Origin of the sequence: Dactylosporangium sp. NPDC049742 (genome assembly GCF_040674675.1) — a bacterium.
Lineage (GTDB): Bacteria > Actinomycetota > Actinomycetes > Mycobacteriales > Micromonosporaceae > Dactylosporangium > Dactylosporangium maewongense.
In genome coordinates, this window is record NZ_JBFANF010000101.1 from 1 (window position 1) to 12,756 (window position 12,756).

Here is a 12,756-nt window from a genome sequence, read left to right on the forward strand (position 1 = left end):
ATCGAAGGATCGCAGTGGTCGTCAGGGTGGCTGGATTCGTCCTTCGATCTTGCGCGGCGGCGGACAAGCGGGCGTTCCAACCGGAGTTGGACGGGTCGCGGATGCCCGCGTGAGCGGCGTCCTGCCGCGCGCGAGCGCAGGCAGTGCGCCGCGGAGCGGCGCATTGGGGCGCGGGTGAGAATCCCCGCCGGGACCCGCCGCGGCAGCGGTGGGGCGGAAGCACAGACTGCGCTACTTGCCGTCCTCGAGGTCGCCTTCGGTTTCGAGGTACACCTGGCGCAAGGCGTCAAGGGTGGACTGCTCCGGGTGTTCCCAGAGGTTGCGGTCGGCGGCTTCCAGGAGGCGTTCGGTGATGCCGTGCAGGGCCCACGGGTTGGACTCGTCGAGGAACTTGCGGTTCTCGGGGTCGAAGACGTAGGACTCGGCGAGCTTCTCGTACATCCAGTCCGCGACGACGCCGGCGGTGGCGTCGAAGCCGAACAGGTAGTCGACGGTGGCGGCGAGCTCGAAGGCGCCCTTGTAGCCGTGGCGGCGCATGGCGGCGAGCCAGCGGGGGTTGACGACGCGGGCGCGGAAGACGCGGGCGGTCTCCTCGCTCAGGGTGCGGGTGCGCACGGCGTCGGGGTTGGTGCTGTCGCCGACGTACGCGGCTGGGGCGCGGCCCGTCAGCGCGCGGACGGTGGCGATCATGCCGCCGTGGTACTGGAAGTAGTCGTCGGAGTCGGCGATGTCGTGCTCGCGGGTGTCGGTGTTCTTGACCGCGACGCTGATCCGCTTGTACGCGCCTTCCATGTCGCCCCGGGCGGGCAGGCCGTCCAGGTCGCGGCCATACGCGTAGCCGCCCCACACCGCGTACACCTCGGCCAGGTCGGCGTCGTCGCGCCAGTTGCGGCTGTCGATGAGGGGGAGGATGCCGGCGCCGTACGCGCCCGGCTTGGACCCGAAGACGCGCAGCGTGGCGCGGCGTTCGTCGCCGTGCGCGGCCACGTCGGCGGCGACGTGGGCGCGGACGTAGTTGTCGTCGGGGGACTCGTCCAGGGCGGCGACCAGCTGCACCGCGTCGTCCAGCAGCGCGACCACGTGCGGGAACGCGTCGCGGAAGAAGCCGCTGATGCGCATCGTGACGTCGATGCGGGGGCGGCCCAGCTCGGCGAGGTCGATGGGGGACAGGTTGACCACCCGGCGGGACGCGTCGTCCCAGACGGGCCGGACACCGAGCAGCGCGAGCGCCTCGGCGATGTCGTCGCCGGCGGTGCGCATGGCGCTGGTGCCCCACATCGACAGGCCGACGGAGCGCGGCCACGCACCGTGGTCTGCCTTGTAGCGGGCGAGCAGCGAGTCGGCCATCGCCTGACCCGTCTCCCACGCGAGCCGGCTCGGGATCGCCTTCGGGTCGACGGAGTAGAAGTTGCGCCCGGTCGGCAGGACGTTGATCAGCCCGCGCAGCGGCGACCCGCTCGGCCCCGCCGGGACATACCCTCCGTCCAGCGCATGCAGGACCATCGTCAGTTCGTCGCCGGTACGGGACAGCCGCGGCACGATCTCCCGTGCGGCGAACTCCAGCACCCGTACCACATCCGGCAAATCCGAAATGTCGGAGATGTCGGTGGTGGGCCAGCCCCGTGACTCCATCTCCGCCACCAGGGCGCGGGCCTGCGACTCGGCCTCGTCGACCGACACGCGCGCGGTCGAGCCCTCGGTCAGGCCGAGGGCCTCGCGCAGGCCGGGCAGCGCGACCGCGCCGCCCCACAGCTGCCGGGCCCGCAGCATGGCGAGGACCAGGTCGACCCGCGCCTCGCCGGTCGGCGCGACGCCGAGGACGTGCAGCCCGTCGCGGATCTGGACGTCCTTGATCTCGCAGAGCCAGCCGTCGATGTGCAGGATCAGCTCGTCGAACCCGTCGTCACCGGGCCGGTCGGCCAGGCCCAGGTCGTGGTCGAGCCGCGCCGCCTGCAGCAGCGTCCAGATCTGCCCGCGGATCGCCGGCAGCTTCGCGGGGTCGAGGGCCGCGATCGTCGAGTGCTCGTCCAGGAGCTGCTCGAGGCGGGCGATGTCACCGTACGACTCGGCGCGCGCCATCGGCGGGATCAGGTGGTCGACCAGGGTGGCATGCGCCCGCCGCTTCGCCTGGGTGCCCTCACCTGGGTCGTTGACCAGGAACGGGTAGATCAGCGGCAGGTTGCCGAGGGCCGCGTCGGCGCCGCACGAGGCGGACATCCCGACCGTCTTGCCCGGCAGCCACTCGAGGTTGCCGTGCTTGCCGACGTGCACGACCGCGTGCGCGCCGAACTCGTCGGCGAGCCACCGGTACGCGGCCAGGTAATGGTGGCTCGGCGGCAGGTCGGGGTCGTGGTAGATCGCGACGGGGTTCTCCCCGAAGCCGCGCGGCGGCTGCACCATCACCACGACGTTGCCCTCGCGCAGCGCGGCGAGGACGATCTCGCCGCCGGGGTCGCGGGACGTGTCGACGAACAGCTCGCCGGGCGCCGGCCCCCAGTGCCGCTCCATCCCCTCCCGCAGGTCGGCCGGGAGCGTGTCGAACCAGCTCCGGTACCGGGCGGCGGAGATCCGGATCGGGTTGCCGCGCAGCTGGTCCTCGGTGAGCCAGTTCACGTCCTGCCCGCCGGCGGCGATGAGCGTGTGCATCAGCGCGTCGCCGTCCTTCGGGAAGCCGTCGGCGCCGACGTACCCCTGCGCGTGCATCGCCTCGAGCAGCCGCACGACGCTCGCGGGCGTGTCCAGGCCGACCGCGTTGCCGATCCGCGCGTGCTTCGTCGGGTACGCGCTGAGCATCAGCACGATCTTGCGGTCCTCGGGCCGCAGGTGCCGCAGCCGGGCGTGCGCGACCGCGGTCCCGGCGACCCGGCCGGCCCGCTCCCGGTCGGCGACGTAGACGGTGAGCCCGTCGGCGTCGATCTCCTTGAACGAGAACGGCACCGTGATGATCCGCCCGTCGAACTCCGGGATCGCGACCTGCGTCGCGGTGTCCAGCGGCGACAGCCCATCATCGTTGGCGTCCCAGGTGTCGCGGGAGCTCGTGAGGCACAGCCCCTGCAGGATCGGCACGTCGAGCGCGGCCAGGGCGCCGACGTCCCACGCCCCGTCCTCGCCGCCGGCCTGCGCGTCGGCGGGCCGGGTGCCGCCCGCGGCGAGGACCGTGACGACCAGCGCGTCCGCCTGCCGCAGCGTGTCGAGCAGCTCCGCCGGGGCGGCCCGCAGCGACGAGGCGAACACCGGCAGCGGCCGGCCGCCCGCGTCCTCGACGGCCTCGCAGAGCGTCTCCACGAACGCGGTGTTTCCCGCCAGGTGGTGCGCCCGGTAGTAGATGATCCCGACGGTCGGGCCGTCAGCCGTGGACTCCCGGTCCAGCACGCCCCACGCGGGGGTCTGCACCGGCGGCGCGAACCCGTGGCCGGTCAGCAGGACCGTGTCGGAGAGGAAGTTGTGCAGCTCGGCGAGGTTGGCGGGGCCGCCCTCGGTGAAGTAGGCGTGGGCCTCCGCGGCGACGCCGGCGGGCACCGTCGAGTGGCGCATCAGCTCCGCGTCGGGCAGCGACTCACCGCCGAGCAGCACCACCGGCGCCGGCAGGCGCAGCAGCGTGTCGAACCCCTCCTGCCAGTCGCGGTAGCCGCCCAGGAACCGCACCACGACCAGGTCGGCGCCGTCGGCCAGGGCCGGCAGCTCCGCCACGGTGAGGCGGGACGGGTTGGCCAGCCGGAACGCCGCGCCGCTCGCACGGGCGCTGAGCAGGTCGGTGTCGGACGTCGACAGCAGCAGGATCACGCCGGGGTCCTCCCTCGGGGTCCGCGCCCCAAGTCGGTCGGGAAAGGTTCCGGCGGCGGAGAGTCTCCTGGCTCCCGGATCGGCGCTCGCCTCCGGCCTTCCCGGGCTCGCACCCGGTGGCCGTCGTCTCCGGCCTCCGGGGCGCTGGGCCCGGTGGCCGTCGTCGGAGGTCCACTCCCCGGTCACAGTGGCGGGACCGTGCCGGATTCACACCGGCTTCCTCCACACGTCGCCGTACAGCACCGCCAACTCTGCCGGTCACGGCTTCCTTGAGTCAAGCTCGCCCGACCCACCTTGGGGTCGGCTTCCTTGGGTCGGGCGGGGTGCTGCGCAGTAGTATCCGGCGCGTGCAGGCTGCCAGTGGACGCGACGCTCCGGACCGGTGCCCGGGTGCCGTGCAGGTCCACGCGGCGGCCGACGGTGGCCTGGCCCGCGTCCGGCTGCCCGGCGGGCGGCTGCCCGTCCCCGCCCTCGCGGTCCTCCGCACCGCCGCCGCGGACCTCGGCGACCCCGCCCTGGAGCTCACCTCGCGCGGAAACGTGCAGATCAGAGGGCTGCGGCCGGACGCGTCGCCGGAGCTGGCGGCCAGGCTCACCACCGCGGGGCTGCTGCCGTCGGACACCCACGAGCGGGTCCGCAACATCATCGCCAGCCCGCTCAGCGGCCGCGACGGCCTCGGCGAGCTGGACGTGCGGCCGGTGGTGGCCGCGTTCGACGCCGGGCTGTGCGCCGACCCCGCGCTGGCGGCGCTGCCCGGCCGGTTCCTGGTGACCGTCGACGACGGGCGCGGCGACGTGTCCCCGCTCGGCGGCGACGTCGGCCTGCACGGCGACCGCCTCCTCCTCGCCGGGCTGCCCACCGCGGGCCGGGCCGGGGAGAACCCCGCTGAGCTGCTGCTCCGGGCGTCCCGGGCGTTCCTGGACGAGCGCGCGGCGCAGGGCGGCACCGCGTGGCGGCTGGCCGAGCTGGCCGACGGCCCGGCCCGGGTCGCGGATCGCCTGGGGTTCGCCCTCGGTACAGCCGTCGACCAGTTCGCAGGCTCGCCCGGGCCGGCGGTCGGACGGACCCCGCAGGTCGGGGGACTGGTGGCGCTGACGGTGGTCGTACCACTCGGGCTGCTGACACCGGAGCAGTCGGCGGCGCTCGTCGCGGCGGCGCCGGGGGAGATCATCGTCACGCCGTGGCGGACCGTCGTCGTGCCCGACGTGCCGGTCGAAGAAGCTGGACGTCTCGAGTCACTGCTGACGACCGCCGGCCTCGGCACCGACCCCGCGACGCCGTGGGCCGGGGTCACGGCGTGCGCCGGCCGGCCCGGCTGCGCGAAGGCCCTCGCCGACGTGCGCGCCGACGCCCGCGCGGCCGTCCTCGGCGGTCTCGACCATGCGTTGCCGGTGCACTGGGTCGGCTGCGAACGGCGCTGCGGCGCACCGAAGGGAAGGCACGTGGAGATGCTCGCGACCGCCGACGGCTACCGGGTGCTGTCATGACGGCTCAGGAGTCCGTCGCAGACGGCGCCGTCCAGGGCGGCGCCTCCGGTGCCGTCGCGGGCGGCGCCTCCGGTTTCGTCACGGACGGTGGCTTTGGGTCCGTCATGGACGGTGGCTTCGACTACGTCAAGGACGGCGCGGAGATCTACCGGCGGTCGTTCGCGACGATCCGCGCCGAGGCCGACCTGTCCGCGCTGCCCGCCGACGTCGCCCAGGTCACCGTCCGCATGATCCACGCGTGCGGCATGGTCGACCTCGCCGGTGACGTCGGGTACAGCGCGGACGTCGTGCGCCTCGCCCGCGCCGCCCTGCGCGACGGCGCCCCGATCCTGTGCGACGCGGAGATGGTCGCCTCCGGCGTGACCCGCGCCAGGCTGCCCCGCGACAACGAGGTCCTGTGCACGCTGCGCGACCCGCGGGTCCCGGCGCTCGCCCACGAGCTGGGCACCACCCGCAGCGCCGCCGCCCTCGACCTGTGGGGCCCGCGGCTCGACGGCGCGGTCGTCGCCATCGGCAACGCGCCGACGGCGCTGTTCCGGCTCCTGGAGATGATCGCGGCCGGCGCGCCCCGGCCCGCGGCCGTGCTGGGCATCCCCGTCGGGTTCATCGGCGCGGCCGAGTCGAAGGTCGCGCTCGCGGCGTCGGACCTGCCGCACCTGGTCGTGCACGGCCGCCGGGGCGGCAGCGCGATGACGGCCGCCGCCGTCAACGCCATCGCGGACGAGAAGGAATGACCACAGTGGACACCGGTCGGTTGTACGGCGTAGGACTCGGCCCCGGCGACCCGGAGCTCGTGACGGTGAAGGCGGCCCGGCTCATCGCCGCGGCACCCGTCGTCGCGTTCCACAGCGCCCGCCACGGGCGCAGCATCGCCCGGTCGATCGCCGCGCCGTACCTGCGCGACGGCCAGATCGAAGAGGCGCTCGTCTACCCGGTCACCACCGAGGAGGTCCGCGACTACCGGGCCCTCATCGAGGAGCACTACGACGCGTGGGCGGCCCGGCTCGCCGCGCACCTCGACGCCGGCCGTGACGTGGTCGTGCTCTGCGAGGGCGACCCGTTCTTCTACGGCTCGTACATGCACATGCACAAGCGGCTGTCGCACGCCTATGCGACGGAGGTCGTGCCGGGCGTCACCTCGGTCTCGGGCGCGTCCGCGGTGCTCGGCCGCCCCCTCGTCGAGCGCGACGAGGTGCTCACCGTGCTGCCCGGCACGCTGCCCGTCGAGGACCTGGCCGCGCGGCTCGCCAGTACCGACTCCGCCGCCGTCATGAAGCTCGGCCGCACGTTCGGGGCCGTCCGGGACGCCCTGGAGCGCGCCGGCCGCCTCGACGACGCCTGGTACGTCGAGCGCGCCACCACCGCCAACGAGCGCGTCGCCCCTCTGTCCACTGTGGACCCGGCCGAGGTGCCGTACTTCTCCCTCGCCCTGCTGCCGAGCCGCATGCACGAGGAGACGGCGTCGGCGCTGCGGTCCACGCCGCCCGCGGTCGCCGCCGGCGAGGTCGTCGTCGTCGGGCTCGGCCCGGCCGGCCGGGACTGGCTCACCCCCGAGGCCCTGGCCGCGGTCGAGGCCGCCTCCGACCTCGTCGGATACGCCCCGTACCTGGCCCGGATCCCGGCCAACCCCCGCCAGCGCCGGCACGCCTCCGACAACAAGGTCGAGTCGGAGCGCGCCGAGTTCGCCCTGTCCCTCGCGAAGGACGGCCACCGCGTCGCCGTCGTGTCGTCCGGCGATCCGGGCGTGTTCGCGATGGCGGCCGCGGTACTGGAGATCGCCGCCGAGCCCCGCTGGAAGGACGTCCCGGTGCGCGTCCTGCCCGGCCTGACCGCCGCCCAGGCGGTGGCGAGCCGCGCGGGCGCCCCCCTCGGCCACGACTTCTGCGTGCTGTCACTGTCCGACCGCCTGAAGCCGTGGGACGTCATCGCCGCCCGCCTCGAGGCCGCGGCCGGCGCCGACCTCGTCATCGCCATCTACAACCCGGGCTCGAAGAGCCGCACCTGGCAGGTCGAGGCCGCCCGCGACCTGCTGCTGCGCCACCGCTCCCCGGAAACCCCGGTCGTCCTGGGCCGCGACGTCGGCGGCCCGCAGGAGCGCGTCCGCGTGGTGCGCCTCGCCGACCTGGACCCGTCCGAAGTGGACATGCGAACCCTGCTCATCGTCGGCTCGTCCCAGACCCGCACCCTGACCCGCGGCGACGGCGCCCCCGTCGTCTTCACCCCCCGCCGCTACCCCTGACCCCGCCCGGGGTTCCGACGCTTCCGACCTGCACGCGCTTCTGTCTTTCTTGACCTTCCGCCGCACCTCTGACCGCCTCCGGACGTCGCCCCTGACCGCCCCGGCTGCCGCCCTCTGGCCGGGCCTCGGCCACTGCCCTGACAGCCCCGGCTGCCGCCCTCTGACCGCCTCCGGCCGCTGCCCTGACCCGCCCTCGTGGCGGGACGTTGCGCGCCGCAGGTCCGGTTCGCAGGTCCGGTTCGCAGGTCCGGTTCGCAGGTCCGGTTCGCAGGTCCGGGCTCAGCGCCGCGGGCTCGGTGTCGTGGGCTCGGTGTCGCGGTCCAGGCTCAGCTGGGTCCCGGTAGCCGCCGGTTCGAGCGAGCCACCACGGATCGACGCGCGCCGGGAACGACGGCGCCGACCCCGCTGCCCCTCGTCGAGGCGGGCGCCGGCCGCAGCCGGGCTGCGGCTATGCCGCCCCGCGTCGTCGAGCCGCCTCGCGTCGTCGAGCCGCCTCGCGTCGTCGAGCCGTCCCGCGTCGTCAAGCCGTCCGAGCCCCGCCAGCGGGACTCGGACGAGCCGCCACGACACCCAAGGGCGGAGCGAGCCATCACGGCATCAACACGCGCGCGATGGCTGGCTGGGCGGCGCCGCAGGTCGATTCGTGGGCAGTGCTGACGTTTGGCGTTCGTTGCGTGGCGGCGGGGCGGCGCTGACGTTCCCGGCGGCGGCTCCGCTTGTCTTCCACCGTACCTCAGCGTTCCTAATTGATCTCCGATGGCGTGAGCGCCCGATTACCCAACGCTTCAGAGGGATCCTAGACGCTCCCCGCGGGTGCCTTCGTCAGGTACAGCTCCAGGATCGCGGGCAGCGGGGCCACTCCCGGGCCGCCCGCCTCGACCCAGGCGGTCAGGTCGTCGATCACGGCGTCGTCGAGCAGGTAGCCGAGCCACACCGGCCGGGCACCCGCCCGCCGGGCGGACGGGGTGGGGTGCACGACGACGATGTTGGAGCGGGCGCACGCGTCCAGGCACCCGCTGACCCGGACCCCCGCCGCCCCGAGTGCCTGGCGGAGCCGCGCCACCTGGCCGGCGTGGTCGACGTCCGGGTGCTTGCGCGGCGAGCCGCAGCAGCAGTCGCGGCACACGGTGACGAGGGGTCGATCCACCCGTAGAGCTTACGGCCGGGCCAGGATCTCGCCGTGCAGGATGGACAGCCACCCGTCGGGGGACGCGGCCCAGGCGCGCCAGCCGTCCGAGAGGCGCTGCAGGTCCGATGGGGTCGAGCCGCTCGCCAGGGCCTGCGTCGCCATCGCCGAGGCGCGGACCCGGTCCGCCCACATGCCGCCCCACCACGAGCGGTCCTCGTCGTCGGCGAAGCACCACGTCGAAGCTGTCGCCGTCACGTCGGTGAAGCCCGCCGCGCGCGCCCATGACAGCAGGCGGCGGCCGGCGTCGGGCTCGCCGCTGTTGGCGCGGGCCATCCGCTGGTACAGCGCCATCCACTCGTCCAGCTCCGGCAGCTGCGGGAACCACGTGAACGCCGCGTAGTCGCTGTCCCGTGCGGCCACGTAACCGCCGGGCCTGCACACCCGGCGCATCTCGCGCAGTGCCTGCACGGGGTCCGCGACGTGCTGCAGCACCTGGTGGGCGTGGACCACGTCGAAGCTGTCGTCGGGGAAGTCCAGCGCGTGGACGTCGCCGACGACGTACGAGATGCCCTGCACCCCCGCCTTCGTGACCTCCAGTGCTTCCGCGGTCGCCTCCAGGGCGGTCACCGCACCGGGGGCCACCGCCAAAGCCAGGTCGGCGGTGATCGTGCCGGGGCCGGCGCCGACGTCCAGCAGGGTCATGCCCGGCCGGAGCACCGGCAGCAGGTACGCGGCGGAGTTCGCGGCGGTGCGCCAGCGGTGGGAGCGCAGGACCGACTCGTGGTGTCCGTGGGTGTAGACGTTGTTGGGCATGTCCCAGACTCTAATATTCGCGTCTCTAATAATGGGAGAAGATTCCCATTCAGTGGACACCGTAAGATCGCCGGAGTGAGAACGTCGCTGCTCGTGCTGGCCTACTTCGCGTTCATCAGCCTCGGGCTCCCCGACGGCCTCCTCGGCGTCGGCTGGCCGTTCATGGCCGGCACCTTCGACGTGTCGACCGAGTCCGTCGGCTACCTGCTCGTCGCCGCGACCACCGGCTACCTCACCTCCAGCGTCGCCGCCGGGTTCCTGCTCGGGCGGGTCGGCGTCGGCTGGCTGCTCGCCGGCAGCACCGCCGCGACGAGCCTCGCCCTCGCCGGGTACGCCGTCGCCCCCAGCCTCTGGTTCGTGGTGCCGTGCGCGCTGCTCGGCGGGTTCGGCGGCGGCGCGATCGACGCCGGGCTCAACGCCTACGCGGCCGCGAACTTCAACGCCCGCCACATGAACTGGCTGCACGCCTGCTTCGGTCTCGGTGTCGCGATCGGACCGCTCATCATGACGTCCGTGATCAGCGGCGGCTCGCCGTGGCGCCTCGGGTACGCACTGGTCGCCACCGCCCAGCTGGCACTGTCGATCTCGTTCGTCGTCAAGGCCCGCAGCTGGGGGAGGGCCCCGGTGCCGGTACACGAGACGCCACAACGCGGACGGGACACCCTCAGGATGCCGGCGGTGTGGGTGCAGGTGGTCGCGTTCGGGGTCTACGTCGCGGTCGAGGCCGGCGCCGGACTGTGGGCGTTCCTGCTGCTCACCGAGGGTCGCGGCGTGAGCGACGCGGTCGCCGGCGTGTGCGTGTCGGGCTACTGGGCGATGCTCTTCCTCGGCCGCGTCGTGCAGGGCGCCGTCGCCGACCGGATCGGCGTCAACCGCGTCATCGTGGGGTGCATGGCCGGCATGGCGGGCGGCGCGTTCCTGGTCGCGCTGCCCGGCCCCGGCTGGCTCGCCGCGACCGGCCTCGGCATCATCGGCTTCGCCGCCGCGCCCGTGTTCCCGCTGCTCACGCTCACCACCGCCGACCGCGTCGGGGCCGCGCACGCCGACCGGGCGATCGGGCTGCAGATCGCCGGCGCCGGGCTCGGTGGCGCCCTCGTCCCGACCGCGATCGGCGTCCTGCTCGCCCGTGCCGGGGTCAACGTCCTCGGGTCGGCGCTGCTGGCCCTCGCGTTGCTGTTGCTGCTGCTGTACTGGCTGACTCTGCGGCTCTCGTCCGGCGCTCCGCGCGGTTCCGCGCGTGACCAGATCGTTCCGGTTACCGGCGTGGCCGTGCCTGTCGTGGAGCCGCCCGGCGGCGCAGGATCGTCAGCATGAGAAGCGCGCTGCTCGTCATCGACATCCAGGAGTCCTTCCGCCAGCGCCCCAGCTGGGCCGCCGTCTCCAACCCCGACATCGTCGCGACGGTCAACCCGTTGATCGACGCCGCCCGTACCCGCGGCGACCTTGTCATCTGGATCCTCCACCACGAGGTCGGCAACGTGTTCGACCCGCGCAACGGCCACGTCCGCCCGATCGAGGGCCTGCAGCCGCTGCCGGACGAGCCGGTCCTCACCAAGACCTCCGCGAACGCGTTCACCACCACCGGCCTGCAGCAGCTGCTCACCACCGAAGGCATCCGCCACCTCGTCGTCACCGGCATCCAGACCGAGCTGTGCTGCGAGACCACCACCCGCGTCGCCGGCGACCTGGGCTACGACGTCACGTTCGTCACCGAGGCCACCGCCACGTTCCCGATCCCGCACCGCGACGAGCGCGACCTGCCCTACGACGAGATCCTCGCCAGCCCCCGCACCCTGCGGACCGACGAGGTCATCGCCCGCACCGAGTACGCCCTCGCCGGCCGCTTCGCCACGATCGCGACGGTGAAGGAGCTCATCGGCTGATGAAGGTCGTGTTCCTGCTCGTGCCGCAGCTGCACCTGCTCGACCTGGCCGGCCCCGCGCAGGTCTTCTCCACGGCCCGCGACCTCGGCCTGGACTACGAGCTGGACTACGCGGCCGAGCAGGACGACGTCCTCTCCGCCCAGGGCCTGCCGGTCCGCCGGACCACGGGCCTGCCGCCGCTGGCACCGGCCGACCTGATCGTGGTCCCCGGCTGGCGCAGCCACGGCTTCCCGCGGAACGGCCGCCTCAGTGTTTCCGCCCGTACCTGGCTCGCCGCACACCACGCGGCCGGCGGCACCTGCGCCAGCGTCTGCTCCGGCGCCGACGCCCTCGGCCAGGCGGGTCTCCTGGACGGCCGCCGGTGCACCACGCATCATGTGCTGCAGGACCGGCTGGCCACGCGGTACCCACGAGCCAAGGTCCTCAAGGACGTCCTCTTCGTCATCGACGACCGCGTCGTCACCTCCGCGGGCATCGCCAGCGGCATCGACCTCGCGCTCCACCTCGTCGCCACCCGCCACGGCCCGGGCACCGCCGCCCAGATCGCCCGCGAGATGGTCGTGTACGCCCGGCGCAACGGCGACGACCCGCAGGACAGCGCCATGCTCCGCCACCGCGCCCACCTCTCCGACGTCGTCCACCGCGTCCAGGACGTCATCGACGCCCGCTTCACCGACCGCCTCCCGCTCCGCGACCTCGCCTCCACGGCCGGCGTCAGCGAACGCACCCTCACCCGCCTCTTCGGCGACGCCACCGGCCTCACCCCGCTGCGCTACCAGCAGCTCCTGCGGGTCGAACGCGCCGAACACCTCATCGGCCACGGCGCCACCGTCGAGTCCGCCGCCCGCGCCGCCGGCTTCGAGGACGCCCGCATGCTCCGCCGCCTCCGCTCCCGCCTCTGACGGCTGGTACTTCGACAGTCACAGCGCGTGCATGGTGGCGGTGGGCGCTGGACGCCGGGTTGGGGGGCCGGGAGAATTGAGGCAAGCGTCGGCCAGGGGGAGGCCGCCAATGCCACGCCCGTACTTCTCGTTGTCCGCACCTGATCCACGCCCACCTTTGCCCATCGCCGAGCTGGACGGCACCGCCCGCCGCGCCGCCACCGCAGCCGAGTCCGCCGGCCGCCGCGAGGCCCGCTCCCGCGCCAGGGCCGAGTTCGCCGAAGCCCGCGCCCACGGCCTGACCGCCCGCCACGCCACGAAACTGACCCGCCTCCGCAACGCCCGCCTCCTCGCCGCCGCCCCCACCCCGCCACCACCTCGCCCCGCCCTTCGCTGTCCCGACACGCCCGCCGTCACAACCCCACCTCCGTCCACGACAGCACTCTCACTTCCCGCTGCGGCGTCGGTACCGCACCCCGCCGCTCCGCCCCCACCCGCCCCTCGGACTGCCCCGCTGACTGCGAGTCGGGTGGCGCCGACT

9 protein-coding genes and 1 riboswitch are annotated in these 12,756 nt (G+C 73.9%); of the genes, 6 read left to right on the top strand and 3 right to left on the bottom strand.

All coding sequences use genetic code 11. The annotated features are described in order from the left end of the window. Window positions 1-231: 231 nt before the first annotated feature. Entirely contained in the window at window positions 232-3,783 is a 3,552-nt protein-coding gene (gene cobN, locus AB0J72_RS55410; protein ID WP_363416256.1) for a cobaltochelatase subunit CobN, read from the bottom strand. A gap of 39 nt (window positions 3,784-3,822) precedes the next feature. Beyond that, window positions 3,823-4,045, bottom strand: a riboswitch (cobalamin riboswitch). A gap of 85 nt (window positions 4,046-4,130) precedes the next feature. Between cobN and AB0J72_RS55415 the strand changes: the two genes are divergently transcribed. The 3 genes from AB0J72_RS55415 (at window position 4,131) to AB0J72_RS55425 (ending at window position 7,509) form a co-directional block, all read left to right on the top strand. After that, window positions 4,131-5,270 (top strand): precorrin-3B synthase, encoded by a 1,140-nt coding sequence (locus AB0J72_RS55415; RefSeq protein ID WP_363416259.1) that lies wholly within the window; start codon window positions 4,131-4,133, stop codon window positions 5,268-5,270. Window positions 5,271-5,374: 104 nt separating this feature from the next. Beyond that, the gene (locus AB0J72_RS55420; RefSeq protein WP_363416307.1) at window positions 5,375-6,004 is read left to right on the top strand and encodes a precorrin-8X methylmutase; all 630 of its coding nucleotides are present in this window, start codon (window positions 5,375-5,377) and stop codon (window positions 6,002-6,004) included. Then, window positions 6,001-7,509, top strand: coding sequence for a precorrin-2 C(20)-methyltransferase (locus AB0J72_RS55425; RefSeq protein WP_363416262.1), 1,509 nt, complete (start codon window positions 6,001-6,003; stop codon window positions 7,507-7,509). The genes AB0J72_RS55420 and AB0J72_RS55425 overlap by 4 nt, the downstream gene beginning before the upstream one ends. A 796-nt stretch (window positions 7,510-8,305) precedes the next feature. Here the strand turns inward: AB0J72_RS55425 and AB0J72_RS55430 are convergent. Both AB0J72_RS55430 and AB0J72_RS55435 read right to left on the bottom strand, forming a co-directional pair. Then, the gene (locus AB0J72_RS55430) at window positions 8,306-8,656 is read right to left on the bottom strand and encodes a hypothetical protein (protein WP_360573769.1); all 351 of its coding nucleotides are present in this window, start codon (window positions 8,654-8,656) and stop codon (window positions 8,306-8,308) included. 9 nt (window positions 8,657-8,665) lie between these two features. Further along, the gene (locus AB0J72_RS55435) at window positions 8,666-9,451 is read right to left on the bottom strand and encodes a methyltransferase domain-containing protein (protein ID WP_363416265.1); all 786 of its coding nucleotides are present in this window, start codon (window positions 9,449-9,451) and stop codon (window positions 8,666-8,668) included. A gap of 75 nt (window positions 9,452-9,526) precedes the next feature. On the opposite strand from AB0J72_RS55435, the gene AB0J72_RS55440 reads away from it, so the two are divergent. Genes AB0J72_RS55440 through AB0J72_RS55450 form a run of 3 tightly spaced genes read left to right on the top strand, consistent with a single transcriptional unit; the run spans window position 9,527 to window position 12,236 of the window. Continuing rightward, a complete protein-coding gene (locus AB0J72_RS55440) occupies window positions 9,527-10,765 on the top strand; it encodes an MFS transporter (RefSeq protein WP_363416268.1) in 1,239 nt (412 codons plus the stop codon). Beyond that, the gene (locus AB0J72_RS55445; protein WP_344502464.1) at window positions 10,762-11,334 is read left to right on the top strand and encodes an isochorismatase family protein; all 573 of its coding nucleotides are present in this window, start codon (window positions 10,762-10,764) and stop codon (window positions 11,332-11,334) included. Before AB0J72_RS55440 ends, AB0J72_RS55445 begins: the two co-directional genes overlap by 4 nt. Further along, on the top strand, window positions 11,334-12,236 hold the full coding sequence (locus AB0J72_RS55450) for a DJ-1/PfpI family protein (RefSeq protein ID WP_363416271.1): 903 nt from the start codon (window positions 11,334-11,336) through the stop codon (window positions 12,234-12,236). Before AB0J72_RS55445 ends, AB0J72_RS55450 begins: the two co-directional genes overlap by 1 nt. Window positions 12,237-12,756: the final 520 nt, after the last annotated feature.